Raw genomic sequence first — 25,326 nt, 5'->3', positions numbered from 1 at the left:
GGGCGGCAGGTCATGGCGCCGTAAGCGGCCCTATTTTTCGCGCAGATAGGCGGGGTGGCGATAGCCCCGCCTGTCGAGCGCTGCGGCCAGTTGCGATGCCTCGCCCCCCCGGCCCAGCCGCTTGAGCAGCACGAACCGCTCGTCATCGGCAGCGGCAAATGCGGGTGCGCCGGCGAGCGCATCGGCCCACAGGGCCTGCGCGGCCTGGCTCGCTCCGAGCCGGGCCTCGATTTCGCCCGCAAGCAGGCCTGCGACCATGCGATCGAGACTGTTTCTGTCGGTCAGCACGATCGCCTCGCGGATCAGCCCGCGCCCTTCGCTCGCCTGCCCGCTGGCAAGCGCGAGCCGGGCGCGGCTGACCAGCAGCCGGTGACGCACCCCCTTCGACCATTCGGCATTGTCCGGGTCTCTTGCAATCATGCGGCCGAGTAGCGCGGTGGCGTTTTCCAGCAGCGTCCGGCTTTCGGCGAGACGCTTGGCGTAGATCAGGGTCGTGGCCTTGTCGAGCAGGCCGCCGACCTCGGTCTGCTGCCATTCGGTATTGTCCGGCTCGATCCGGCGCAGAGCGGCATTGACCGCGACTCCCCGGTCGTGGGAGCGCAGCGCCGCGTCGATCTCGCCCGATTGCAGCTGCGCGCGCGCCAGAAATTGCAGCGCCACGGCGAGCCGGTTCTGAGCCACGGCATTGGCCGGATCGCGGCGCAGCACTTCCTCGTAGATCGCGATCTCGCGGGCATGCAGCGCGCGCGCCTCGGCGAGCTTGCCGAGCTTCTCCTTGGCGACGCCGAGCCAGTTCGCCGCATTGCCGATCTCGACCTGCCGGTCGGCATCGAAGGCGCGGCCCTTGGCGCTCGCCTCGGCCATCCTGAGCGAATTGGCAAATGCCGGCTCCGCCTCGGCGATGCGACCCTGTGCGTCAAACATCACCCCGAGATTGCTCTCGGCGTAGCTGCTCTCCATCTGCCATTCGGGGTTCTTCGGATCGATCGCCAGCAGCGCGTCGGCGAGGCGCTTGTATTCGCGGTATTGCGCCTCGGCATTCTTCAGCTCGCCGCGGTTATAGGCGATGTAGCCGACCCAGAACACGCTCTGCGCGTGGTCGTAAATCCGCTGCGGGTTGTCGGGATCGCGGGCGAGCTGCTCGGCGGTCGAGGCGGCGGCTTCGGTGAAGGCTTTCAACGCCTCGCCGCTGTCGCCGCGCAGGTTGGAAAGCTCGCCCACCAGCAGCAGCGCCCGCGCGCGGCGGCCCAGCGCATCGGCGTCGAGATCGGCGAGCTTCTGCTTGGCGTAGTAATCGAGCGCCCGCGTGCCGACCACGTCGAGCGCGTCGAGCCGTCCCACCGGTTCGAGCTTGGCGCGCAGGTCGGTGAGCATGAATTCGACGAGGCCGTCGGCCTGGTTGCGCTGGAACTCGGCCTCCTTGCGCGCTTCGACTGCGAACCAGGTCAGCGTCGCCATCACGGCCGTGAGGCTGAGCGAGGCCGCCACCACCGCGCGGGTGCGAAGCGTGCGGCGGCGCTCGTCGCGGCGGACCAGCTCGTCGAGGCCGACGCCGAGCATCGCCGCGGCGAGCTTCAATCGCGCGATGCGCTTGCCGTCTCCGCTCTCGCGCGCATCCGCGGCGAGCGGGGTGTCGAGCGGCGTGTCGGTGACATTGCCCTCGGCATCGACCAGATGGGTCAGCGCCCTCGGGAAGCATTCGTTGTCGGGATCGCCCGGCTCGCCGCCGACGATCAGCGCGAGCACTTTCGCAGGGTCGCGGTGCGCCTTGAACCAGGCGATCTCGCGGTTGACCCACTTGGACTTGGCCGAGGTGGCCGAGCAGATCACGATCAGGAACTCGCTCGACGCCAGCGCCGCCTCGACCGCCGCGCCGATGCTGCTGCCTGCGGCCTCCTCCTCGCGGTCCTTGAACAACGGGTGGAGCCGCGCAGGCACCGGGCCGAGCGCGCGTTCCTCGCCCACCAGCGCGCGCGGGGTGCGGTAGGTTTCGAGTCCGTGCTGGAGCCACTTGCCCCACTTGGCATCGGCCCAGCTGTAGCTGATGAACGCCTTGTAGCGGAACGTGCCCCCCGGATCGCTCATGCCGAACCCCCACGCTTGTCCCCGCGCGGGAGCTGTCGCCCCCTCCCCCGCGGCAAGGCCGGAGCCAAGGCTAGGACGAAAGGCGGCAATAGGCAAACATACGTGGGTCGGTACGGAAAATCGGGCGCGGCCTGGGTTCAGGCAAGCTTTGCCAAACGCGCATGGGGCGAGCGCAAAACGGCTGTTTTCCAAGGTTTTGACCCGGAATCGCGCGCCCCTACAGAAAATCTGAAGGCGTCAACGGGCCGATATTGTGTCAGATAAAAGTCCTCCCCGCAGAGCTGGCCGGGTCCCTTCGAGGGTCGCAACCTGGCCCCTTCTGCGGGTGTGCAGCGGCAGGCCGAACACCGGCGGGCGGAGCTACCCCAAGGGCTTCCCCGCCGCATCGAAGCCTCAAGCGCCCGAAACTAGCCCCCGCCGCCCCGGCTCGCCCAGCCATTGCGCGCTCACCCCCCACACGCGCGCGATGACCTCTCCAGCAAGCGCGTCGGCGGGGGGCCCTTCTTGCGCCAGCCGCCCCTCGTGGAGCACCAGCACGTGATCGGCGTGGTTCATCGCCAGCGCGAGATCGTGGAGCACGATGGCCACCCCCTGCCCGGCGCGCGCGCAGGCCTTGAGATGGGCGATCAGCGCCAGCTGGTGCGCGAGGTCGAGCGCGGCGAGCGGCTCGTCGGCGAGGATCCAGCGAGGGTTCCCGGCCAGCACCCGCGCCAGCAGCACCCGCGCCCGCTCGCCGCCGGAGAGGCGGCTGACGGGGCGGGTGCGCAGGGTTTCGAGGTCGAGCGCGGCCAAGGCGGCTTCGATTGCGGCTGTCCCCCGATCGCGCCACGGCAGGCGGCCGAGCGCGACGAGGCTCTCGACGCTCACGTCCCAGGCGATGTCGGGGCTTTGCGGCAGGTAGCCGATGGCTTGCGCGCGCCCTCGCGGGGTAAGCGCGGCGAGCGGGGTGCCGTCCAGCGTCACCGCTCCGCCTGAAGGCTCGAGCAGGCCCGCCAACGCCAGCAGCAGCGAGGACTTGCCCGCGCCGTTGGGGCCGACGATGGCGGTGATCTTGCCCGGGGCAAGCGCGGCGGTGAGGCCCTCGACCACGCTCCGACCGCCGCGGGTCAGATTCAGGTTCTCCGCCGCCAAGGTCATAGCCGCCCCCGCCGCATCTGAACCAGCAGCCAGCCGAAGAACGGCGCCCCGATCAGCGAAAGCGCGATGCCGAGCCTGAGTTCGGTCACCAGCGGCAGAATACGGACAATGCTGTCCGCCGCGAGCACCAGACAGGCGCCCGCCAGCGCGGAGGGCAGCAGCAGGCTCGAAGGCAGCCGGTCGGTCAGCGGGCGCACCAGATGGGGCACGACAAGGCCGACGAAGCCGATGATCCCCGCCACCGCCACGCCTGCGCCCACCGTCAGCCCGATCCCGATCACCAGCAGCACCAGCAACCGCCGCGGCTCCACCCCGAGCGAGCGCGCTGCCGCCTCGCCCAGCGTCAGCGCGTCGAGGCTCCGCGCCGCCAGCGCCAGCACGCCGATGCCTGCGAGGGTCAGCGGCGCGGCGATCCAGACCTCGCGCCACGAACGGTCGGTGAGCGCGCCGTTGAGCCACAGCACGATCTCGGAGAGCGCGAAGGCATTGGGCGCGAGGGTGATGGCGAGCGCGGTCAGCGCGCCCGCGAGGCTCGCCAGCATCAGCCCGGCGAGGGTGAAGAGCGCGATTCCGCCGCCCGCGCCCTCGGCACCGTCAGACGCGGTGCGTCCCGCGATCAGCGCAAGCCCCGCCATGCCGAGCGCCGCCCCGCCGAGCGCCATGACGGGTAGGCTCCAAGCGGCGACGGCGGGCGGGAGCAGCGGGGCCAGCCAGAAACTCGCCACCGCGCCCAGCGCGGCCATCGGCGCGATCCCGAAGAGGCCGGGGTCGGCGAGCGGATTGCGCAGATAGCCCTGCATCGCTGCGCCCCCCGCCCCGAGCCCTGCGCCGATCACCACCGCCAGCACCGCGCGCGGCAGGCGCAGCTCGGCGAGGATCAGCGCAGCGTTGTGCGGGCCATCGCCGAAGGGCGAAATCCACACGCGGCCCGCCAGCAGCGAGAGCGGCAGCAGCACCGCCAGCAGCGCGGCGAAGACTAAGCTCGCGCGGTTCATGGCATCCGCTCCGCTTCGGCGCGGATTTGCGCGAGGCGCTCCCGCGCACGCAAAATGGTCGGGCCGCCGCAATAGATCAGCGAGGGGTCGAAGGACGCCACATGGGTGCGGTAAAGCCCGCCCGCCAGCATCGGATGGCGCTGCCCCGCCGCGTCGCCCGCGACGAGCAGCACCTGCGGCGGATCGGCGAGCACGCTCTCGAGGCTCACCCGGTCGGCCTGGCCGAGGCCCCGGCGCGCGGCGTCGCTCGCAAAACCGGCCTCGCGCAGCAGCTCGGCGACGAGGGTCTGCTCGCCCGCGACAATCTCGCCCGGCTGCCACAGCAGCGCGTCGATGGGCGCGCCCGGCGGCCTTGCGGGGGCAGCGATGCGCGCGGCAAGCGCCTCGCCCTCGCTTGCGCGCCCCGCCAGCGCGGCGACGGCGCGGACCTGCTCGGCGCTCTCGGCGATGCTCGTCGGGCTGCCGAAGGTCTCGACCCGCAGCCCCGCACGCTCCAGAGCGCTGCGGGTCGGCTGGGGGAGGAAGATCGAGGCGAGCACCAGATCGGGCCTTGCAGCGATCACCTCCTCGGCGGTGCCTCCGGTGACGCCGTAGCGCGCGGCGGTGTCGGGCGGGATCGAGCTAGAGGACGGATCGCGCGAATAGTGCGAAAGGGCCAGCACCTGCTCGGGCGGCGCGAGCTCGACGAGGATCGCATCGAGGCAGGGGTTGAGGCTCAGGATGGTGGGATGCGCGGTGTCTTTCGGAGGCACCGGCGCGGCAGGCGCGCAGGCGGCAAGCGCCAGCAAGAGCGCGCCCGCGCATCGGCCCCTAAGCCCCGTCGTGATGCGATCCCGCGCCATATCCCGTGACGACAGGCGATAGGGCGGCAGGCCTTCGCGCGCAACGCCTTAACCCGCACTCCCTGAGTGTCCGGAAACGGGACGCCGACCCGCCCCGCGCTCGCCCCGTCGCGTGCCCGCGCGTAAGCGGAGCCGACCATGGCCCGCCAGCGCACATTCTTCGTCGATACCTCGGGCAATGTCGTCCCGCGCGCGCGGCGAGGCTGGGCGCTGCCGCCGATCGGCCGCTTCTCCAAGACCGCGAAGAAGCGCCTCGCGGTGCTGCTCGCCGCGATCACTGTCCCGGCGATGGCCGCCACCGGCAATGTCGGCCAGCTGCCCGGCCCTGCGGTCGAAAGCTCCGCCGCGCTCGCCACCCGTCAGGCCGCCGAGGCCGCGCTGCCCTTCGAGCGGCCTGGCATGAGCTTCCCCGGCTCGGCCTATTTCTACATGGCCGACCCCGCCGGCACCGCCCTCGTCGCGCTGCCGACCGACGATCCGCTCGCGACCGGCGCGGAAAGCGGGCGCGAGCTGGGCGCGCTGATCGATGTCGGCGCGGCGGCCAAGCCCTTTTACATGCCCGGCACCGGCATCTCCCATCTGCGCGCCTCGGAATGCCTCGCGCAGGCCGTGTGGTACGAGGCCGCGAACGAGAGCGAGGCCGGGCAGCGCGCGGTGGCGCAGGTGGTGCTCAACCGCGTCGCCCACCCGTCCTGGCCCAATTCGGTGTGCGGGGTGGTTTACCAGGGCTCGGAGCGCTCGACCGGGTGCCAGTTCACCTTCACCTGCGACGGCAGCCTCGCGCGGCGGCCTTCCGGCATGAGCTGGGCGCGGGCGCAGCGCATCGCGGATGAAGCGCTGAACGGCAGCGTCTATGCGCCGGTGGGCCTCGCGACGCATTACCACACGCTCTGGGTCAATCCCTATTGGGCCTCGAGCCTCGACCACATCGGCACGATCGGCGCGCACCGCTTCTACCGCACCCGCGGGGCGAGCGGATCGGCGGCGGCGTTCCGGGGCGGCTATGCCGGGTTCGAGCCGGTCGTGAGCGGGCGCACCACGCCGCCGCCGCCGGGCGCCGGGCCGATCGTTCCGGCGGGTCCGCCGGTCGCGATCGCGCCGGTGATCGGCAATGATCTGGCCCCCGCCCCAGTCCCCGCCCCCAAGCCGGGCGCTGCCACGGCGCCTGCGGCACCCAGCGAGCCCGTCTCCGGCACCGGCTCGGTCAAGCCCGAATATGCCCGCGCCGGGCAGTGGAAGGCCCAGCCCGGCCCCGGGAAAACGCCCGCCCCATAAGGCGGGAGGGCATGGTTAAGCCCCGCGAAACCCTGTTGTCACACCAAGCCTTAGGCCCGCGCGGCTAAAGCTTTGTGACCCGCCCGCGTCACTTTGTTGCGCTGGCCAACAAGCAGGAAACCCGCTCAATGTCCGTCCGGTTCGCCTCCGCCAATCACCCTGCCCGGCGTCTGGGCTGGCGCGCTGCGGGGCGCGGGCTGATCGCTCCGGTGCTGGCGCGCGCGGCGAACGACAACTTGCAGCTTGGGCGCTGCCCGGGGAGCGAACTCGCCCCGGCGGGGGTGGCCTTCGATCCGCTGCTGACCGACGCCCTGCGCCATTTCGCGGTGCACGGGCTGGCCGCTGCCGAAGTCGCGGTCGATCTGGCGGCCGAGGCGCGCACACGCGGCGATGCGAATGGACAAGACCGCTGGCTCGCGATCACGCAGATGTTCGATCGCCGGCTGGCAGAGCGCGCGAGCCGGGTGCTCGAGCCCGCTTGACGCGCGCGGGGCCCCTTCCCTTACGGTAGCAGCGCTACGCAGTTCCCCTGAGGGGTTGAACCGAGGCATTATTGCAATTGCGAACTGTTTGCAAAGATAGTTGCCATTTACGACCTTTTGACGGTTGCAATCCCCTTTTCAGCGGCCTACCGCGCCTCTTGTAACGGGTGCCCGGTCGCTTGGGACGGGGGCCGGCACCGGCGCCAGGCTTGTTCACGCGCGCTTCATCGCTTCGTCCCGAGGATCAGGGAAGGAAGTCCTAGCAATGGCCCGCAAGAAGATCGCCCTCGTCGGCGCCGGCAATATCGGCGGCACGCTCGCACACCTCGCAGCACTCAAGGGCCTGGGCGACATCGTCCTGTTCGACGTGGCCGAGGGCATTCCGCAGGGCAAGGCGCTGGACCTCTCGCAGTGCGGTCCGGTCGAGGGCTTCGATGCCTCCATCACCGGCTCTAACGACTATGCCGACATCGCCGGCGCCGACGTGGTGATCGTCACCGCGGGCGTCGCGCGCAAGCCCGGCATGAGCCGCGATGACCTCCTCGGCATCAACCTCAAGGTGATGAAGGCGGTCGGCGAAGGCATCCGCGACAACTGCCCCGACGCCTTCGTGATCTGCATCACCAACCCGCTCGACGCGATGGTCTGGGCGCTGCGCGAGTTCTCGGGCCTCCCCGCCAACAAGGTCGTCGGCATGGCCGGCGTGCTGGACTCGGCGCGCTTCGCCACCTTCCTCGCGTGGGAATTCGGCGTCAGCGTCAAGGACGTGAACGCCTTCGTGCTCGGCGGCCACGGCGACACGATGGTGCCGGTGCTGTCCTACTCGACCATCAACGGCATTCCGGTTGCCGACATGGCGAAGATCAAGGGCATCTCCGAAGCGCGCCTCGGCGAGATCGTCCAGCGCACCCGCTCGGGCGGCGGCGAGATCGTCGCGCTGCTCAAGACCGGCTCGGCCTTCTACGCGCCCGCCACCAGCGCCATTTCGATGGCCGAAGCCTATCTCTACGACCAGAAGCGCATCCTGCCCTGCGCGGTGCAGGTTGACGGCAAGTACGGCGTCGACGGGCTCTATGTCGGCGTGCCGGTGGTGATCGGCGCAGGCGGCGCGGAAGAGGTGATCGAGATCAACCTCACTGACGAAGAGAAGGCCAACCTCCAGGTCAGCGTCGACGCGGTCAAGGAACTGCTCGAAGCGTGCAAGGCGCTGGATGGCTCGCTGGCCTCATGACGACTTCAGATCACGAGTTCCTGGAAATTCGTAGCCACTGGATTTATAACGCAAAGCCGGTTTGCGGGAGCAGCAGTGAAGAGCAGATTGCCTGGCTTTCTGAGCATGCTGATCCGCCACTTTTGCATCACTCAGTCATCCATTGGAACTGGGATTGGGGCACCGAGGTACTTTTTTGGATGATGTTAAGGCCAGGACCGCACCTGTCGGCCGTTAGTTTCCAGTTGGCAGGATGGGTTACTGGTGATTCTCTTAATCCGGATTTCGCCAAATATTTGGGCAATGACGACATAAACGTGTTCACACAAATTGCGGCCAAGATTCGAAGGAATGAGTATCCCAATCAATGGGGCCTAGGCTTTCAAAGCATGTCTGGCCGATCCAAGGCAGACTACGAGCGGTATTTATCGCGTCATACCAGGACGGAAGATTGGTCCTTGCCAACTGAGGCCTTCGGTCCATTCAATGATTTTTTGCCTAAATCTACAGTGGAATTCAGTTTCAGTGATGAGCACGGCGGCAACATCATGCCTACTGTTGAGAAATGGGGTGTCGACCATTTCGGAAAATCTGCCGGTTGGTGCAGTGACTAGATAGCCGCGTGTCCGAGATTAAATAAAGGAATTATCGAATGAGCATCCTCGTAAACAAAGACACCAAGGTCATCACCCAGGGGATGACCGGCAACACCGGCACCTTCCACACCCAGGCCGCGCTCGATTACGGGACGCAGATGGTTGCGGGCGTGACCCCTGGCAAGGGCGGCACCACCCATATCGGCCTGCCGCAGTATGACACCGTGCGCGAGGCCAAGGCCGCGACCGGGGCGACCGCCTCGTGCATCTACGTGCCGCCGCCGTTCGCTGCCGATGCGATCTGCGAGGCGATCGATGCCGAGATCGAACTCATCATCTGCATCACCGAAGGCATCCCGGTGCTCGACATGGTCCGCGCCAAGCGCGCGCTCGCGGGCTCGAAGTCGCGGCTGATCGGCCCCAACTGCCCCGGCGTGCTGACGCCGAACGAGTGCAAGATCGGCATCATGCCGGCCAACATCTTCAAGAAGGGCTCGGTCGGCATCGTCAGCCGCTCGGGCACGCTCACCTATGAAGCCGTGCACCAGACCACGATGGCGGGCCTCGGCCAGACCACTGCGGTCGGCATCGGCGGCGACCCGGTCAACGGCACGAACTTCATCGACGTGCTCGACCTGTTCCTCGACGATCCGGAAACCGAGAGCATCATCATGATCGGCGAAATCGGCGGCAGCGCGGAAGAAGAAGCCGCCGCCTTCATCAAGGCCGAAGCCGCCAAGGGCCGCAAGAAGCCGATGGTCGGCTTCATCGCCGGGCGCACCGCCCCTCCGGGCCGCCGCATGGGCCACGCCGGCGCCATCGTCTCGGGCGGCCAGGGCGGCGCCGAGGACAAGATCGCGGCGATGGAAGATGCCGGCATCCGCGTCTCGCCCTCGCCCTCGCTGCTCGGCGAGACGCTGGCCGCGATGCTGAAAGAAAACGCCTGAGTTAACGACTACCGGTCCCCCGCGCCCTAACGCGGGGGATCATCCTTCCTCCTCCCCAGGAGTCCCCCCGATGGGCAACGAACCGCAGAACTTCCTCCCCGCCTTCACCGATCAGGAAGGCCCGCAGCCCGGCCCCTCGTGGGCGAAGCGCGGCTGGCTCGACACTCTGGCCGATAGCGGCGCGGACCTGACCGCGGCGATGGACCCGACCGAGATGAAGCTCGCGGTCGCCAAGGCGGCGAAGGACGCGGGCAAGGCCTCCGATCCGGCAGCGGTCGAAAAGGCCGCCAAGCTCTCGATCGCGGCGATGACGCTGGTGCGCCTTTACCGTGTGCGCGGGCACATGGCGGCGGACCTCGATCCGCTCGGCCTCAGCAACCGCGAGGGCCCTGCTGACCTCACGCTCGAATGGCACGGCCTTGCGGGCAAAGAGAACGAGGACGTCTATGTCGGCGGCGTGCTCGGCATGGAGTGGACCACGGTGGGCAAGCTCCACCAGCGCCTGCGCGAAGTGTACTGCGGCAAGGTCGGCCTCGAATACATGCACATCGCCGACACCGAGGAACGCCGCTTCCTTCAGGACAAGTTCGAAAAGCCGGGTGAGACGATCCAGTTCACCCCCGAAGGCAAGAAGGCGATCCTCGCCGCCGTGCTGCGCGGGGAAGGCTACGAGGAATTCCTCGCCAAGAAGTATGTCGGCACCAAGCGCTTCGGCCTCGATGGCGGGGAATCGATGATCCCGGCATTGGAAGCCGTCATCAAGCACGGCGGCAGCGCGGGCGTGCGCGAGATCATCTACGGCATGGCCCACCGCGGGCGTCTGAACGTGCTCGCCAACGTGATGGCCAAGCCCTACCGCGTGATCTTCCACGAATTCTCCGGCGGCTCGGCCAACCCCGATGACGTGGGCGGCAGCGGCGACGTGAAGTATCACCTCGGCACCTCGACCGACCGCGAGTTCGACGGGATCTCGGTGCACATGAGCCTCGTGCCCAACCCCTCGCACCTTGAAACGGTGAACCCGGTGGTGCTGGGCAAAACCCGCGCGCAGCAGGCGATCCGCGATGACCTGAAGAAGAAGGACCAGGTGCTCCCCGTGCTGATCCACGGCGACGCCGCCTTCGCGGGGCAGGGCGTGGTGTGGGAGAGCCTCTCGCTCTCGGGCGTGCCCGGCTACGACACCGGCGGCTGCGTCCACTTCATCATCAACAACCAGATCGGCTTCACCACCTCGCCCAAGTTCGCGCGCTCCTCGCCCTACCCGAGCGACGTCGCCAAGGGCGTGATGGCGCCGATCCTCCACGTCAACGGCGACGATCCCGAGGCGGTGACCTTCGCCTGCAAGCTCGCGGTCGAATACCGCCAGACCTTCCACCGCGATGTCGTGATCGACATGTGGTGCTACCGCCGCTTCGGCCACAACGAGGGTGACGAGCCCAAGTTCACCCAGCCGGTGATGTATGGCAAGATCGGCCAGCATCCCAAGGTCAGCGTGTCATACGAAGCGCGCCTGATCCGCGAGGGGGTGGTCGAGCCCGGCACGCGCGAGAAGATCGCGGCCGAATTCACCGCGCTGCTCGAAGCCGAGTTCGAAGCCGGCAAGAGCTACAAGGCCAACGAAGCCGACTGGTTCGGCGGCCGCTGGGCCGGGCTCAACAAGCCCGCTGACCCGGAGACCGCGCGCCGCTCGGTCGAGACCGCGATCGAGCCCAAGACCTTCGACGCGCTCGGCCGGGTGCTGACCGAAGTCCCCGCCGATCTCGAGATCCACAAGACGCTCGACCGCGTGCTCGCCGCCAAGCGCGAGATGTTCGCTTCCGGCGAGGGCTTCGACTGGGCGACCGCCGAGGCATTGGCTTTCGGCAGCCTCGTGATGGAAGGCTACGGGGTGCGCCTGTCGGGGCAGGATTCGGGCCGCGGCACCTTCTCGCAGCGTCATGCGGTGTGGGTCGACCAGAAGTCGGAACGCAAATACGTGCCGCTCAGCACGCTGCCCCACGGCAAGTTCGAGGTGCACGATTCGACGCTCTCCGAATACGGCGTGCTCGGCTTCGAGTATGGTTTCGCGATGGCCGATCCCAAGAGCCTCGTGCTGTGGGAAGGCCAGTTCGGCGACTTCGCCAACGGCGCGCAGATCATGATCGACCAGTATATCGCCAGCGGCGAGAGCAAGTGGCTGCGCGCCAACGGCCTCGTGATGCTGCTGCCGCATGGTTATGAAGGTCAGGGCCCGGAACACTCCTCGGCGCGGCTCGAGCGCTTCTTGCAGCTGTGCGCCGACGACAACATGTGCGTGTGCAACGTCACCGTGCCGGCCAACTACTTCCACCTGCTGCGCCGCCAGATGCTCCGCAGCTTCAGGAAGCCGCTCGTCATCATGAGCCCCAAGTCGCTGCTGCGCCACCCGCTGGCCAAGAGCGCCAAGGCGGACTTCCTCGGCGACCGGCAGTTCCGGCGGATCATGTCGGACACCAAGACCATCGCTGACGACAAGGTCAAGCGGCTGGTGCTGTGTTCGGGCAAGGTCGCCTATGACCTGATCGAAGCGCGCGATGCGGCGGGGATCGAGGACATCTCGATCGTGCGCATCGAGCAGCTCTTCCCCTTCCCCGGCGATCCGCTGGCGCTCCGGTTGGAGCGCATGACGAACCTCAAGGAGGTCGTGTGGTGCCAGGAAGAGCCGCGCAACAACGGCGCGTGGTTCTTCGTCAACGAGCGGATCGAAGAATCGCTGACCAAGGCGGGCCATGCCGGAATGCGGCCGATCTATGCCGGGCGCGACGCCTCGGCCTCGCCCGCGACGGGCCTCGCCAGCCGCCACAAGGCCCAGCAGGAGGCGCTCGTCGCCGCTGCGCTGGGGCTCTGACGGCCGCACCCTTTCTTCACACCGATATTCAGATTTACGCAGGAACCCGTTCCAATGGCTACCGAAATCAAAGTCCCCGTCCTCGGCGAATCCGTCACCGAAGGCACGATTGCCGAATGGCTCAAGCAGCCCGGCGAAGCGGTTGCGGTCGATGAACCCATCGCCAGCCTCGAGACCGACAAGGTCGCCGTCGACGTGCCCTCGCCTGTCGCAGGGGTCATGTCGCAGCACGTGGTCGCGGTGGGCGACACCGTGGAAGTCGGCGCGGTGATCGCGATCATCGAGGACGGTGCGAGCGCGCCTGCCCCGGCCCCCGCCGCCGCGAAGGCTGACGCGGCCCCCGCCCCGGCGGCTTCGGAAGAACTGCTCACCCCCGCCCAGACCATGTCGCCCGCGGTGCGCCGCGCGGTGCTCGAACACGGGGTCGACCCCTCGACCATTAAGGGCACCGGCAAGGATGGCCGCCTGACCAAGGAAGACGTCCTCGCCGCCGCCGAAGCCAAGGCCAAGGGCCCCGCGCCTGCCCCTGCCCCGACCCCTGCCCCCGCTCCCGCCGCCCCCGTGGCGACCGGCGGCGCGCGCGGTGAAGAGCGGGTCAAGATGACCCGCATGCGCCAGACCATCGCCAAGCGGCTGAAGAGCGCGCAGGACACCGCAGCGCTCCTCACCACCTTCAACGATGTCGACATGAGCGCGGTCATCGAAGCGCGCGACAAGTACAAGGACCTCTTCGCCAAGAAGCACGACATCCGCCTCGGCTTCATGGGCTTCTTCGCCAAGGCCGCCTGCCTCGCGCTGAAGGACGTCCCCGCGGTCAACGCCTATATCGACGGCGACGAGATCATCTACCACGACTATGTCGACATCTCGGTCGCGGTCAGCGCGCCGAACGGCCTCGTCGTCCCCGTGATCCGTGACGCCGACAAGAAGGGCTTTGCCCGGATCGAGCAGGACATCGCCGATTTCGGCGCGCGCGCGAAGGCGGGCACGCTGACGATGGAAGACATGACCGGCGGTACCTTCACCATCTCGAACGGCGGCGTGTTCGGAAGTCTGATGAGCACCCCGATCATCAACCCGCCGCAGAGCGCGGTGCTGGGCCTCCACCGCATCGAGGATCGTCCGGTGGTCCGCAATGGCCAGATCGTGATCCGCCCGATGATGTATCTCGCGCTCTCCTACGACCACCGCCTGATCGACGGGCGCGAGGCGGTGACCGCATTGAAGATCATCAAGGAAGCGATCGAGGATCCCACCCGGATGCTGATCGACCTTTAAGTTTGACCGTCACCCCAGCGAAAGCTGGGGCCTAGGGCGGCACGGCTTGCCCTTTGACGCTCAAGACCCCAGCTTTGGCCGGGGCGACGGAGAAAATAATGGCTGACCATTCCTACGATTACGACGTCCTTGTCATCGGTGCCGGCCCCGGCGGTTATGTCGCGGCGATCCGCGCGGCGCAGCTCGGGCTGAAGACGGCTTGCGTGGAATCGCGCGCGACGCTGGGCGGCACCTGCCTCAATGTCGGGTGCATCCCCTCTAAGGCGCTGCTCCACGGATCGGAGCTGTTCGACGAGGCGAAGAACGGCCATTTCGCCACCTGGGGCATCACCGCGACCCCGACTTTGGACCTCGGCAAGATGATGGCCGAGAAGACAAAGGCCGTGGGCGAGCTCACCGGCGGAATCGAGTTCCTGTTCAAGAAGAACAAGGTCACCTGGCTCAAGGGCCATGCGGCGTTCGAAGACGCGCACACCGTCAGCGTCGCGGCCGAAAAGGTCACCGCCAAGGACATCGTCATCGCCACCGGCTCTTCCGTCATGCCGCTCCCCGGCGTGCCGGTCGACAACGCCGCGAAGCGGATCGTCGACAGCACCGGCGCGCTCGATCTCGATGAAGTGCCCGAGCACCTCGTGGTGATCGGCGGCGGGGTGATCGGGCTGGAGCTGGGCTCGGTCTGGCGGCGTCTCGGCGCCAAGGTCACCGTGATCGAGTTCCTCGACCAGCTGCTCCCCGGCATGGACGGCGAGGTGCGCAAGGAAGCGCAGAAAATCTTCAAGAAGCAGGGCATGGCGATGATGCTCGGCCAGAAGGTCACCGGCGCGAAGGTAGACGGCAAGACCGTCACCCTCACCGTCGAACCCGCTGCGGGCGGCGAAGCCACGAGCGTCACCGCCAGCCACGTGCTGGTCGCAATCGGCCGCCGCGCCAACACCGATGGCCTCGCGCTCGAAAAGGCGGGCCTCAGCGTCAACAACCGCGGCCAGATCGAGATCGATCACGATTTCGCCACCGCCGTCCCCGGCATCTGGGCGATCGGCGACGTCGTTCCCGGCCCGATGCTCGCCCACAAGGCCGAGGACGAGGGCATTGCGGTCGCCGAGAACATTGCGGGCCTCACCGGCATCGTGAACCACGATGTGATCCCGAGCGTCGTCTATACTGCGCCGGAAATCGCGGGCGTCGGCATCACCGAGGAACAGGCCAAGGAGCGCGGCCTCGCGGTCAAGGTCGGCAAGTTCCCGATGATGGCCAACAGCCGCGCCAAGGCCAACCGCGACACCGACGGCTTCGTCAAGGTGATCGCGGACGCCGCGACCGACCGCGTGGTCGGCGTGTGGATGATCAACAGCCTCGCAGGCACGATGATCGCACAGGCAGCGCAGGCGATGGAATTCGGCGCGACCTCGGAAGACATCGCCTACACCTGCCACGCCCACCCCACCCACGCCGAGGCCTTCAAGGAAGCGGCGATGGCGGTGACGGGCAAGCCGATCCACATGTGATGCGAGCAAGGTGAGCGCGCCTTTCGCGGATCGCTGGCGCCTCGTTCTGCCCCTGGCCGTGCCCGCGCTCGGCGGGCTCGCCTACCTCGCCGCTTTCGGTGCGCCCTTGCGGCTGATCGCGATCAACGCGGGCGCGCTGGTGGCGGGAGCCCTGTGGGCGGCCTTCGGGCGACTGCCGTCGGGGCCGAAAGCGCGCCTCGGCCTTGCGGCCCTCGGCGCGGCGCTCCTCTTCCTCCCCGTGCTGATCGGCCCCGAGGTGGGCGGGGTGAGCCGCTGGCTTCCCGCAGGGCCGGTGCTGCTGCATTCAGGCGCGCTGCTGCTGCCGCTGGTGGTGGTGCTCGCGTCGCAAAGCCCCCGCGCGGGCCCGCCGCTGCTTGGCGCGGCGATCGTAGCGCTCGCGCTCCAACCCGATGCCGCCATGCTCGCAGGGCTGGCGGCGGCGAGCGCGGTGTTCGCGATCACCCACCGCTCGGTCGGCTTCACCATGGTAGCCCTCGCCGCCTTGGGCCTTGCGGCGGTGAACTTCGGCCGCGGGACGCTCGAACCGCAGCTTTTCACCGAGGGCGTCCTCGCGCAGATCTGGTACGCCGCCCCGCCCGCGGCGCTGCTGCTGGGCGCGCTGCTGTTCCTCGCCGCGCCTGCGCTGCTGCTGCACGCCGCCCCTCTGCCCCGGACCGAGGCCACCGCGCTCGCCGCGCTGCTGGTGACGCTCGGCGTCATGGCCTGCCTTGCCCCCTTCCCCTTCCCGCTGATCGGCTACGGCGCCTCGCCGATCCTCGGCCTCGCCCTCGCCCTGAGCGCGGCGGGGACAGCGCGGCACGCGTGAATTGATCCCTCCGGCCGCATTGCCTAGACCTCCCTTCAAGGGGAGAATTCACGCATGGCCTATCCGCAATTGACCGACAAAGCCGGCGCGCTGGCGACCGCGCTCGCGATTCGCACGCGCAAGCTCAGTGTCGCCGAGGCGGTCGATGCCGCGATCACCCGCGCCGGCCGCCTCGATGCCGAGATCGACGCCATCGCCGTCCCCGATTTCGGGCGCGCCTGCGAGACCGCGCGGGCGATGGACAATGCCCCGCGGCCGCTCGGCCAGCCGCTGTTCGGCGTGCCGATGACGATCAAGGAAAGCTTCGACGTCGCCGGGCTCCCCACCACCTGGGGGCACCCGCAGTTCAAGGACCAGGTCGCCCCCAGGGACGCGCTGCTGGTGCGGCGGCTGAAGGCGGCGGGGGCGATCATCATCGGCAAGACCAACGTGCCGGTCGATCTCACCGACTGGCAGAGTTTCAACCCGGTCTATGGCCGCACCAGCAACCCGCACAACCATGATCGCTCCCCCGGCGGCTCTTCGGGCGGGAGCGCGGCTGCCGTGGCGAGCGGCATGGTGCCGTGCGATTACGGCACCGATATCGGCGGATCGGTGCGCGTGCCGGCGCATTTCTGCGGGGTGTGGGGGCACAAGACCACCTGGGGCCTCGTCCCCAAGCACGGCCATGACTTTCCCGGCCAGTCGCGGCGCGAGGGCTTCCTCGCCGCAGCCGACGGCCCGCTGAGCATCGCCGGGCCGCTGGCGCGCAACCCGCAGGACCTTGCCGTGCTGGTCGAAGTCGGGGCCGAAGTCCCGCTGCGCCGCCGGACCAAGCCGCTAGCCGAATGCCGCCTGCTGGCGATCACGTCGCTCCCCGGCGCGCCGGTCGATGGATCCGTGCTGGGGCCGACCGAGGCGGCGCTGGAGACCCTCGCCCGCGCCGGGGTGCGGATTGATCGGGCGAGCGATCTGCTGCCCGATCAGGCGCGGCATTATCGCAGCTATCTCAAGATGATGAACATCGCCATGTCAGGCGGCGCGCCCGCCCCCGACGGCACCCGCGCCACCGCCTCGGACTGGTTCGCGCTGATGAACGCGCAGGCCGCCTGCATCGCCGAGTGGGAGGCCCTGTTCGAAACCTACGACTTCGTCCTCGCGCCGCCCGCCCCGGTGCTGGCGGTGCCGCACAGCGAGCAGGCGGTGTTCCGGGGCAAGCTTATGATCGATGGCAAGGAGGAGCCGGGCAGCTGCGGGCTTGTGTGGTCGGGGATGGCAACCTTCCCCGGCTTGCCCTCGACCGTGCTGCCCATCGGCTCCGGCAACTATCTCGGCGCCGAGCTCCCTTGCGGGATGCAGGTCATCGGCCCGCGCTGGAGCGACCTCGATTGCATCGCGGCGGCCGAGGCGATCGGGAACATCTTGCACAGCTAGGCGGGCTTCGTCATGGCGCGAGGATGAAGCTTCTCTCCATGCGCACGCTTGCCCGTTGGCACATCTGGCTCGGCTGGCTGGTCGGCGTGCCGATCGCCATGTGGCTGGCGACCGGCCTGTTCATGGTCTCGCGCCCGATCGAAGAGGTGCGCGGCGAGCATCTGCGGGTGAAGGCCGATCCTGTCCCGCTGGCGCTACCGGGAAGCACGCTGGCCGGGCCGGGCACCGCGCTCAGGGAGATGCGCGTCGTCATGCAGGATGGCCGCGCGGTGGCGATCCTCACGGGCCTCAAGGGTGAGACGCGGCGGGTCGACTTCGCAACCGGTGCCGCGATCCCGCCGCTCGATGCCGCCGCCGCACGCGCGCTGGTCGCCGCGCGGATCACAGGGGGCGACAAGGCGGCACGCGTCACGCTCTTCCCCGCCGACAAGACGCCCTTCGATTTCCGCCGCCCGGTCGCGGTGTGGCAAGTCCAGCTCGCCGATGGCACCAATGTATATGTCGGGCGCGACACTGGCGAGATCGAGGCGGTGCGCACGCGCTGGTGGCGCGCCTTCGATTTTGCCTGGGGCCTGCACATCATGGACCTCTCGGAGCGCGAGGATACCAGCCACCCTGTGCTGATCCTCTTCGCCGCCCTCTCGCTCACCGGAGCGCTGATCGGCTGCGTGCTGATGTTCCGCCGACGCAAGGCGCGGCCTTCCGCCGCATGACCCCCACCGTCCTCACCCCGATCCTCGACCTGCTCGACCTTGCCGGCATCGCGCTCTTCGCGCTGTCGGGTGCGGTGCTGGCAGCGCGGCTCAAGCAGACCTTCGTCACCATGGCCTTCTTCGCGCTGGTGACAGGCGTCGGCGGCGGGACGGTGCGCGACCTATTGATCCGCGCGCCGGTGTTCTGGATCGACGATCCCTGGGTCGCCGCCGTGTGCCTCGGCACGGCGCTGATCGCGTGGTTCACGCCGGTGCGCTGGTGGGAGGGCAAGGGCTTCGCCTATGCCGACGGCGCGGGGCTCGCCGCCTATGCCGTGCTCGGCAGCGCCAAGGCCCTCGCCTACGGCATCCCGCCGATCCCCGCCGCGCTGATGGGCGTCATCACCGGCTGCGTCGGCGGGATCATCCGCGACGTGGTCGCAGGCCGCCCCTCGATCATCATGAGCCCCGAGCTCTACGTCACCCCCGCCGCGCTCACCTCGGCGCTGAGCGTTGCGGGGATGCTCGCCGCGCCCCATCTGGGGCTGCCCGGCGAGATCACCTGGGGCTTCGCCTTCGCCTGCGGCTTTGCGCTGCGGAGCGCCGCGATCCGCTGGGAATGGGGCCTGCCGAGCTATGACGGCGAGCGCGGCGGCGGGGGTTAGCCGCCGCTCACCTCTTCCAGCGTTTCGGGGATGACCTCACCCGGGATCGGTCCGCCGGGATAGGCGGGCAGAGCGGCGGCGGAAGCGGCAGGCGCGCGGGCCGGAGCGACGGCGAGGCCGCCGCGCACCGCGGTCTCCTGCACCGCCATGTCGGGGCGCACCGTCCCGCCGAGCCCGGCGCGGGCGGCGGCATAGTCCTGTGCGTCCCACTGTCCGGCGGCGGGCTGTTCGGCAAAGGCCTGCGGCTCGCTCCAGTCCGCGCCCGCGCTGCTGACGCCGAAGGTGCCGTCGTAATCAACCGTGTCGATCCGCCCGTCATTGCCGATCCGGCAGCGGAACTGCGCGCCGTTGAAGATCGAGCCGGTCACCTGCCAGCCGCTCGCCGTGCGCTCGACGTTGTCGACCGTGTCGACCCGCACATCGCGCTCGATCCGGTCGAGACACATGTCGACCGCATTGTCGAGGCCGGCCGAGCCCGAGCGGCGCGCATCGCGGCGCTGGTCGCGGCGGTCCCAATCGGCATCGCGGTCGCGGTAACGCGGGTCGCGGTCGATCACCACGACCTCGCGCTCGCGATCACGGCGGCGCTCCAAATCGGCGATGGCGAGCGCGCCGCCGATGATCGCGACGCCGATCAGCACGTCGCCCGCATCGACCCGGTTGCGCCGCCAACCGCGGCGGCCCCAGCCCCCGCCCCAACCCCTGCCCCAGCCGCAACCCCAGCGGCAGCCCCACTGCGCGGTGTCGGCAGCCGGGTCGAAGCGCGAAGGCGCGAAATAGGTCGATGTGGTGGTTTCAGGTGTCAGCGGCGCGGCCGCAGCGGGGGTGGCAAGAATGGTGGTGCCAGCCAGCGCGGCGGCGACGGCAGCCACGCGCAATTTCGGAGCCATGATGCTCGTTCCTCCTGTTCATGGTCCCGAACGCCCACCAACGTCCGGATGACCGGCAGGACTAACCGTGCCGAGCTTGCGCTGGGCTGAACCGCGCGGGGGCCCCGAACAAGAGCCGCCCCGCCACCGGGTGGACGATGGCGGGGCGGGGAGGATGCGCGCGGCGAAAAAGGCAGAACACCGCGCGCGAGGGGGTTTCGTGTCAGGGATCAGCGCAGGCCGCGGATCCCGTCGAAGTCGATGAAGGGCGCGCCCCGGCCGTCGACCCGGCAGGTGAAGCTGCCGCGGTCGTTGCGGCCCCAGCCGCCGCCGACGTCGATCCGGCCGCGGACGCGGAAGCCGTCACGGGTGCGGTCGATGTCGCGCACGTCGATCACGTCGGCATAGCGGTAGCCGCCAAAGCGCCGCGCCTGGTTCTCCGCGGCGCGCACGCAGCGGTCGACCGCCGCACGCGGGCCGATACCCCAGCGTCCACCGCGGTCCCAGCCGCCGCCGCGATCCCAGCGGTCGCCGCGGTAATCCCAGCGGTCGCGGTCGCGGTCACCGTCGAAGGCTCCCGCCAGCGCGGCGATCCCGCCGATCACCACGGCGCCGGCAATGATCTCGCCCGCGCTGATGCCGTCGCGGTCACGGCGGTCGTCGGCCATGGCGGGGGTGACGGAGCCGGCGGTCAGCGCGGTCGCAGCGACCGCACCGAGCGCGAGCCGGGCCATCGTGCCGGAGGCCAGCCGGTTGGTCTTGGTGGTCATCGAAGCATTCCTCTTTGGCGACCCGCTGGCGGAATTGCCGGGGCGTCGAGGACCTTTTGCGCGATTCGGCGTGAGGCTTGCCTGAATCGGGATGACAGGTGTTGTTAATTTTAGAAGCGCTTTAGATGAACGGTTCGTCGCAAGTTGACACACCCGCAAGAGCGGCGTGTGCATGGACTATGTCAACTTACTCGGCCGCAAGCGCCGCCAGCACGTCGCGGGTGAAGGCGGCGATGTCGAATCCGGAGCCCGCCGGATCCTCCCCCCGCCGCACGATCACCACCTGCCGCGAGGGGACGATCACCACATATTGCCCGCGATTGCCGATCGCGGCGAAGGTGTCGGGCGGCACGCCCTCCTCCTTGTTCAGCAGCCAGAACCCCGCGCCATAGCCGAAGGTGCCGGTGGGCGGCTGAGGGCCGCTAGGGGTGGTGACATACTTCACCCAGCCCTCGGGCAGGATGCGCTCGCCCGAAGGCAGCTTGCCGTCGTTGAGGTAAAGCTGGCCCAGCTTCGCCAGATCGTCGGCCGTCGCCCAGACCTGCGAGGAGAGGATGTAATCGCCCCGCCAGTCGGTCTCGGCGACGGTTCCCTCCATGCCGAGCCTGGCGAAGAGTTCGGCGGGAGGGTGCGCGGCGAAGGTGCCCTTGATCGCGGCGACGGCGGCGAGCGTGTCGTTGTTGGCATAGCGATAGGTGCTCCCCGGCGGGCTCACCAGCGGCCAGTCGAGCGCCACTTCATCGACGGTGGCCCCGCCATAATAGAGCGGATCGGTGCGATTGCCCGGCCTGTCGGAATAGCGCCCGGAAGCCATGCGCAAGAGGTGGTCGATGGTGATCGCGCGGCGTGGATCATTCTCCGCGAGGCCAAGCCCCGCCGAGGCATTGACGTCCACTTCCCCGCGATAGACCGCCGCGCCGATCAGCGTCGCCGCGATACTCTTGGCGACCGAGAAGGTGCGCTGCGGGGTCCGGTCGTCGAAGCCGCTCTTGTAGCGAGCCCTTCCCTCGGTCCGTCTGCCCTCGCGGTCGTAGCGGTTGACCAGCACGGCGGTGCTGCGTCCCTTGCCGTAGCCCTCCCCGAATGCCACTTCGAACGCCCTGTCCAGCGCGGTCGGCGGCGGCGGCTTCCAGACTTCGATCATGGGCAGCTCGACCGTGCCGAGGACTTTGGGTTCGAAGCGCGGCGCAACCTTGACCGGCGGGCGCGGGTCGCCTGCGCCGTCGTCCGAACCGATGGGCGCAAGCGCGCATCCGTTTCCCGGACCGCCGTAGATCGCGATCCTTGCAGGCATGTCCTCCGCCCAGCTGACTGCGACACGCGCAATGAGGCCGTCGGGACTGCGGATGATGGTGAACGGCAGGTCGGCGATCACTGATGCCTGCGGAGCCTGGATGCCGGTAAGCTCCCACTGCATCACGCTCTCGGGCGTGCGCGCGGCACCATTGGCCTCGGCGCTGGTGATCGCCCCGCACAGCATCAGCGCCTTGTAGCCCGCCGCGAGCGCGCGGTCGTAGCGTGCGTCGAGCGCCTCCTGCTGGTTCTGGGCGGCGGCGGGGACAGCGGCGAGGAGCAGCGCTGTCGCTGCAAGGGTCTGGCGGATCATGGCGCGCAGCCTATCGGCGGCAGCGCAAAAGGAAAGGGCCGGAAGCGTTCCCGCCCCGGCCCTTGCCTTGTCTCGTGGAAGCCGCGGCTTACGCGTCTTCGTATTCTTCTTCCGAGGCGACCGGGCCCGAGTCCTGCCCGTGGGCGCTCTCGTCGCGGTCGACCAGTTCGATGATCGCCATCTGCACCGCGTCACCGGCGCGGACACCGGCGCGCAGCACGCGGGTGTAGCCGCCTTCGCGGTCGGCATAGCGCTCGGCGAGCACTTCGAAGAGCTTCTTGAGCTGCGCCTCGTCGCCCAGACGGCTCATCGCCAGACGACGGTTCGACAACCCGCCACGCTTCGCCAGCGTGATCAGCTTTTCGATGTAGGGGCGCAGTTCCTTGGCCTTGGGCAGCGTGGTCTTGATCTGCTCGTGCTTGATCAGCGCGGCGGCCATGTTGCGGAACAAGGCGTTGCGGTGACCCGTGCGACGGCCCAGCTTGCGGCCCGAAATACCATGACGCATTCTCATTACTCCGTTCGAAAAGGGCCCGTGTCAGGTAGCCCAGTGCTGGTGGCCGTCAGGGCTGCCACCTTCGCCCATGTGGTGAGCCCCTGCTTTCGCAGGGGCTCCCGAAATGCTTACCCGAGAAGTTCCTGTTCCAACTTCTTTGCCATTTCCTCGATGTTCTCAGGCGGCCAGCCCGGGATATCCATGCCCAGACGCAGGCCCATGCTCGAGAGCACTTCCTTGATCTCGTTGAGCGACTTGCGGCCGAAGTTCGGCGTGCGCAGCATCTCGGCTTCGGTCTTCTGGACCAGATCGCCGATGTAGATGATGTTGTCGTTCTTGAGGCAGTTGGCCGAACGCACCGACAGCTCGAGCTCGTCCACCTTCTTGAGGAGGTAGCGGTTGAGCTGGTTGGCGTCGCTCTCTTCCGGCTGCACCGCGTGGCCGATCATCTGGCCGACCGGCTGCGGGATGCCGTCCTCGAAGTGGACGAACAGCGTCAGCTGGTCCTGAAGGATGCGCGCGGCATAGGCCACGGCGTCTTCCGGGGTGACGGTGCCATCGGTCTCGACGGTCAGCGAGAGCTTGTCGTAATCGAGCTCCTGCCCGACGCGGGCGTTCTCGACCTTGTAGCTCACCTGACGCACGGGCGAGTAGAGCGAGTCGACCGGGATCAGCCCGATCGGCGCGTCAGCCGGACGGTTGGCGACGGCAGGCGAGTAGCCCTTGCCGGTGTCGGCGGTGAGCTCCATGTTGAGCGTCGCGCCTTCATCGAGGTGGCAGATCACCAGATCCTTGTTCATCACCTCGATATCGCCGGTCACGGCGATGTCGCCGGCGCGGACTTCGCCCGGGCCGGTGGCCGAAAGCTGGAGCCGCTTGGGGCCCTCGCCTTCCATCTTGAGCGCGATCTGCTTGACGTTCAGCACGATGTCGGTGACGTCCTCACGCACGCCCGCGAGCGACGAGAATTCGTGCAGCACGTTCTCGATCTTGATCGAGGTGATCGCGGCGCCCTGCAGGCTCGAAAGCAGCACCCGGCGCAGCGCGTTGCCGAGCGTCAGGCCGAAGCCCCGCTCGAGCGGTTCGGCCACGAAAGTCGCCTTGCGCTGACGATCGCCGCCATCCTTGATTTCCAGGGAGTTGGGTTTCTTGAGTTCCTGCCAGTTCTTGGTGTTGACGGACATGGATTTCCCCTAATTCGCCTTGTGGGCGGTTCAAATTTGGGCGGGCCGGATGGGGCGCGGCGGCGCGGCATCAGACCCGTTCGGACGGCGGAGACGACACGCGCCCCCGCCAGCCCGGCGGATCAGACGCGGCGACGCTTGGAGGGACGGACCCCGTTGTGCGGGATCGGGGTGACGTCGCGGATCGAGGTAATGTTGAAGCCGACGGCTGCAAGACCCCGGAGCGCGCTTTCACGACCCGAACCCGGGCCCTTGACCTCGACTTCGAGGGTGCGCACGCCATGTTCGGCGGCCTTCTTGCCGGCATCGTCAGCGGCGACCTGCGCGGCGTAGGGAGTCGACTTGCGGCTGCCCTTGAAGCCCATCATCCCGGCCGACGACCACGAGATGGCATTGCCCTGCGCGTCGGTGATGGTGATCATGGTGTTGTTGAAGCTGGCGTTGATATGCGCAACGCCGCTAGTGATGTTCTTCTTGTCACGGCGCCGGATACGGCCTGGTTCGCGTGCCATTTTCTATATTCCTCTAGCTCGTCAGAAGGAAAAAGCGGGAGCCCGAAGGCCCGGCTTACTTCTTCTTGCCCGCGATGGGCTTGGCCTTGCCCTTGCGGGTGCGGGCGTTGGTGTGGGTGCGCTGGCCGCGGACGGGCAGGCCCGAACGGTGACGCAGGCCGCGATAGGCACGCAGGTCCATCAGGCGCTTGATGTTCATCGCGGTGTTGCGACGCAGATCGCCTTCCACGGTGAAATCGGCGTCGATGGTTTCGCGGATGCGAAGGATCTCTTCGTCCGAGAGGTCCTGCACGCGCGCGGTGTGCGCGATGCCGAGCTTGTCAGCGATCTGGACGGCGGTGGTACGACCGATACCGTGAATATAGGTCAGCGCGATGATCACGCGCTTGTTGGTGGGGATATTGACCCCGGCAATACGAGCCACTTATTTCTCCATGCTCCACAGGGGCTTGCGGGCCTTGAGGGGCCACCCCTATCTCAACGCGACATTCACTCCCATGTCCGCCTGCCGGGCGCGGGTGCGCAAACGGCAAAAAGTCCGGTCGGCACGCGCAAGGGCGATGCCTGCCGAACTTGCTTCGAACATGTCGAATGAGCGGCGCGCATAGGCTGATTCGCGCCCAGCGTCAACCGCCTGGCTTGGAAAGCTTGCGATGGCGCAAACCAGCCGGTGCATCAAGCAGATAGCGCGGCGCCCTGCCCGGCGCTCAGGCCCCCGGCTTGTCGTCGAGATCGCTGAAGGCGTCGTCGACGGTCGTGGGCTTGGGGGTCGGCTTGGGCGCGGGCTTCGGAGCGGTGGCCGAGGGCGTCGCTGCGGGCTTGGCGGCCGATGCAGCGGGCGCGGCGGCGGACTTCGGGGCGGTCGCTGCCGGAGCCGTGCCCGGCTTGGGAGCGCTCGCGGCGGGAGCTGCCGCAGGCTTGGCCGCGCCCGGCGCAGGCGCTGCCGCGGGCTTGGGTGCGACGGCGCTCGCAGCGGGCTTGGCCGAGGGCTGCGCGGGCGCGGTGCTGGCAGGCTTGGCTGCCGCTGGCGGCGCCACTGCGGCGGGAGCATCCGCCGGTTCCGGCGCGGGCGCGG

Annotated in this window: 24 protein-coding genes; 12 read left to right on the top strand and 12 right to left on the bottom strand. The window is 68.5% G+C overall.

Annotation, left to right across the window (positions count from 1 at the left end):
- Positions 1 to 30 precede the first annotated feature (30 nt).
- The 4 genes from PFX90_RS00120 to PFX90_RS00105 form a co-directional block, all read right to left on the bottom strand.
- On the bottom strand, positions 31 to 2,085 hold the full coding sequence (locus tag PFX90_RS00120; protein ID WP_285709090.1) for a TIR domain-containing protein: 2,055 nt from the start codon (positions 2,083 to 2,085) through the stop codon (positions 31 to 33).
- Between the two features lie 393 nt (positions 2,086 to 2,478).
- Positions 2,479 to 3,222, bottom strand: coding sequence for an ABC transporter ATP-binding protein (locus tag PFX90_RS00115; RefSeq protein WP_285709088.1), 744 nt, complete (start codon positions 3,220 to 3,222; stop codon positions 2,479 to 2,481).
- Positions 3,219 to 4,217, bottom strand: a complete 999-nt coding sequence (locus tag PFX90_RS00110; RefSeq protein ID WP_285709086.1) for a FecCD family ABC transporter permease — start codon at positions 4,215 to 4,217, stop codon at positions 3,219 to 3,221. Before PFX90_RS00110 ends, PFX90_RS00115 begins: the two co-directional genes overlap by 4 nt.
- Positions 4,214 to 5,005 (bottom strand): ABC transporter substrate-binding protein, encoded by a 792-nt coding sequence (locus PFX90_RS00105; RefSeq protein WP_285709084.1) that lies wholly within the window; start codon positions 5,003 to 5,005, stop codon positions 4,214 to 4,216. Before PFX90_RS00105 ends, PFX90_RS00110 begins: the two co-directional genes overlap by 4 nt.
- A 192-nt stretch (positions 5,006 to 5,197) precedes the next feature.
- On the opposite strand from PFX90_RS00105, the gene PFX90_RS00100 reads away from it, so the two are divergent.
- The 12 genes from PFX90_RS00100 to PFX90_RS00045 all read left to right on the top strand — a co-directional run bounded on the left by PFX90_RS00100 (position 5,198) and on the right by PFX90_RS00045 (position 18,814).
- Positions 5,198 to 6,334, top strand: a complete 1,137-nt coding sequence (locus tag PFX90_RS00100; RefSeq protein WP_285709081.1) for a cell wall hydrolase — start codon at positions 5,198 to 5,200, stop codon at positions 6,332 to 6,334.
- Positions 6,335 to 6,462: 128 nt separating this feature from the next.
- Positions 6,463 to 6,816: a hypothetical protein gene (locus tag PFX90_RS00095; RefSeq protein ID WP_285709079.1), complete on the top strand. Its 354-nt coding sequence runs from the start codon at positions 6,463 to 6,465 to the stop codon at positions 6,814 to 6,816.
- Positions 6,817 to 7,081: 265 nt separating this feature from the next.
- The gene (gene mdh, locus PFX90_RS00090) at positions 7,082 to 8,047 is read left to right on the top strand and encodes a malate dehydrogenase (RefSeq protein WP_285709077.1); all 966 of its coding nucleotides are present in this window, start codon (positions 7,082 to 7,084) and stop codon (positions 8,045 to 8,047) included.
- Positions 8,044 to 8,640, top strand: coding sequence for a hypothetical protein (locus PFX90_RS00085; protein WP_285709073.1), 597 nt, complete (start codon positions 8,044 to 8,046; stop codon positions 8,638 to 8,640). The genes mdh and PFX90_RS00085 overlap by 4 nt, the downstream gene beginning before the upstream one ends.
- Before the next feature lie 38 nt (positions 8,641 to 8,678).
- Positions 8,679 to 9,569, top strand: a complete 891-nt coding sequence (sucD, locus tag PFX90_RS00080) for a succinate--CoA ligase subunit alpha (RefSeq protein WP_066529861.1) — start codon at positions 8,679 to 8,681, stop codon at positions 9,567 to 9,569.
- Positions 9,570 to 9,639: 70 nt separating this feature from the next.
- Positions 9,640 to 12,435: a 2-oxoglutarate dehydrogenase E1 component gene (locus PFX90_RS00075; RefSeq protein WP_285709067.1), complete on the top strand. Its 2,796-nt coding sequence runs from the start codon at positions 9,640 to 9,642 to the stop codon at positions 12,433 to 12,435.
- A 54-nt stretch (positions 12,436 to 12,489) separates the two neighbouring features.
- Positions 12,490 to 13,713, top strand: a complete 1,224-nt coding sequence (odhB, locus tag PFX90_RS00070; RefSeq protein WP_285709065.1) for a 2-oxoglutarate dehydrogenase complex dihydrolipoyllysine-residue succinyltransferase — start codon at positions 12,490 to 12,492, stop codon at positions 13,711 to 13,713.
- Positions 13,714 to 13,811: 98 nt separating this feature from the next.
- Positions 13,812 to 15,218, top strand: coding sequence for a dihydrolipoyl dehydrogenase (lpdA, locus tag PFX90_RS00065; RefSeq protein ID WP_285709063.1), 1,407 nt, complete (start codon positions 13,812 to 13,814; stop codon positions 15,216 to 15,218).
- Positions 15,219 to 15,228: 10 nt separating this feature from the next.
- On the top strand, positions 15,229 to 16,044 hold the full coding sequence (locus PFX90_RS00060; protein WP_285709061.1) for a hypothetical protein: 816 nt from the start codon (positions 15,229 to 15,231) through the stop codon (positions 16,042 to 16,044).
- A gap of 69 nt (positions 16,045 to 16,113) precedes the next feature.
- Positions 16,114 to 17,457, top strand: coding sequence for an amidase family protein (locus PFX90_RS00055; RefSeq protein ID WP_285709059.1), 1,344 nt, complete (start codon positions 16,114 to 16,116; stop codon positions 17,455 to 17,457).
- Positions 17,458 to 17,480: 23 nt separating this feature from the next.
- Positions 17,481 to 18,170, top strand: coding sequence for a PepSY domain-containing protein (locus tag PFX90_RS00050; protein WP_285709056.1), 690 nt, complete (start codon positions 17,481 to 17,483; stop codon positions 18,168 to 18,170).
- Positions 18,167 to 18,814 carry a trimeric intracellular cation channel family protein gene (locus tag PFX90_RS00045; RefSeq protein WP_285709055.1) on the top strand — a complete coding sequence of 216 codons (648 nt, stop codon included), beginning with the start codon at positions 18,167 to 18,169 and terminating at the stop codon, positions 18,812 to 18,814. Before PFX90_RS00050 ends, PFX90_RS00045 begins: the two co-directional genes overlap by 4 nt.
- Here the strand turns inward: PFX90_RS00045 and PFX90_RS00040 are convergent.
- The 8 genes from PFX90_RS00040 to PFX90_RS00005 all read right to left on the bottom strand — a co-directional run.
- Positions 18,811 to 19,704 (bottom strand): hypothetical protein, encoded by an 894-nt coding sequence (locus PFX90_RS00040; RefSeq protein ID WP_285709053.1) that lies wholly within the window; start codon positions 19,702 to 19,704, stop codon positions 18,811 to 18,813. The genes PFX90_RS00045 and PFX90_RS00040 overlap by 4 nt on opposite strands.
- A 209-nt stretch (positions 19,705 to 19,913) precedes the next feature.
- Positions 19,914 to 20,453, bottom strand: a complete 540-nt coding sequence (locus tag PFX90_RS00035) for a hypothetical protein (RefSeq protein ID WP_285709051.1) — start codon at positions 20,451 to 20,453, stop codon at positions 19,914 to 19,916.
- Positions 20,454 to 20,640: 187 nt separating this feature from the next.
- On the bottom strand, positions 20,641 to 22,059 hold the full coding sequence (locus PFX90_RS00030) for a serine hydrolase domain-containing protein (RefSeq protein WP_285709050.1): 1,419 nt from the start codon (positions 22,057 to 22,059) through the stop codon (positions 20,641 to 20,643).
- A gap of 88 nt (positions 22,060 to 22,147) precedes the next feature.
- Positions 22,148 to 22,567: a 50S ribosomal protein L17 gene (gene rplQ, locus PFX90_RS00025; RefSeq protein ID WP_285709049.1), complete on the bottom strand. Its 420-nt coding sequence runs from the start codon at positions 22,565 to 22,567 to the stop codon at positions 22,148 to 22,150.
- Positions 22,568 to 22,683: 116 nt separating this feature from the next.
- Positions 22,684 to 23,739 carry a DNA-directed RNA polymerase subunit alpha gene (locus PFX90_RS00020; RefSeq protein ID WP_285709048.1) on the bottom strand — a complete coding sequence of 352 codons (1,056 nt, stop codon included), beginning with the start codon at positions 23,737 to 23,739 and terminating at the stop codon, positions 22,684 to 22,686.
- Between the two features lie 122 nt (positions 23,740 to 23,861).
- Complete coding sequence (rpsK, locus tag PFX90_RS00015) at positions 23,862 to 24,251, bottom strand: 30S ribosomal protein S11 (protein ID WP_017666383.1); 390 nt, start codon at positions 24,249 to 24,251, stop codon at positions 23,862 to 23,864.
- A 55-nt stretch (positions 24,252 to 24,306) separates the two neighbouring features.
- Positions 24,307 to 24,675, bottom strand: a complete 369-nt coding sequence (gene rpsM, locus PFX90_RS00010) for a 30S ribosomal protein S13 (RefSeq protein ID WP_285709046.1) — start codon at positions 24,673 to 24,675, stop codon at positions 24,307 to 24,309.
- A 283-nt stretch (positions 24,676 to 24,958) separates the two neighbouring features.
- A partial coding sequence (locus tag PFX90_RS00005) for a hypothetical protein (RefSeq protein WP_285709044.1) occupies positions 24,959 to 25,326 on the bottom strand: 368 nt, incomplete at its 5' end.

It is taken from the genome of Erythrobacter oryzae, from assembly GCF_030271515.1.
Lineage (GTDB): Bacteria > Pseudomonadota > Alphaproteobacteria > Sphingomonadales > Sphingomonadaceae > Erythrobacter > Erythrobacter oryzae.
The sequence above is the reverse complement of the archived record's forward strand: the minus strand, read 5'-3'. Positions and strand labels throughout refer to the sequence as shown.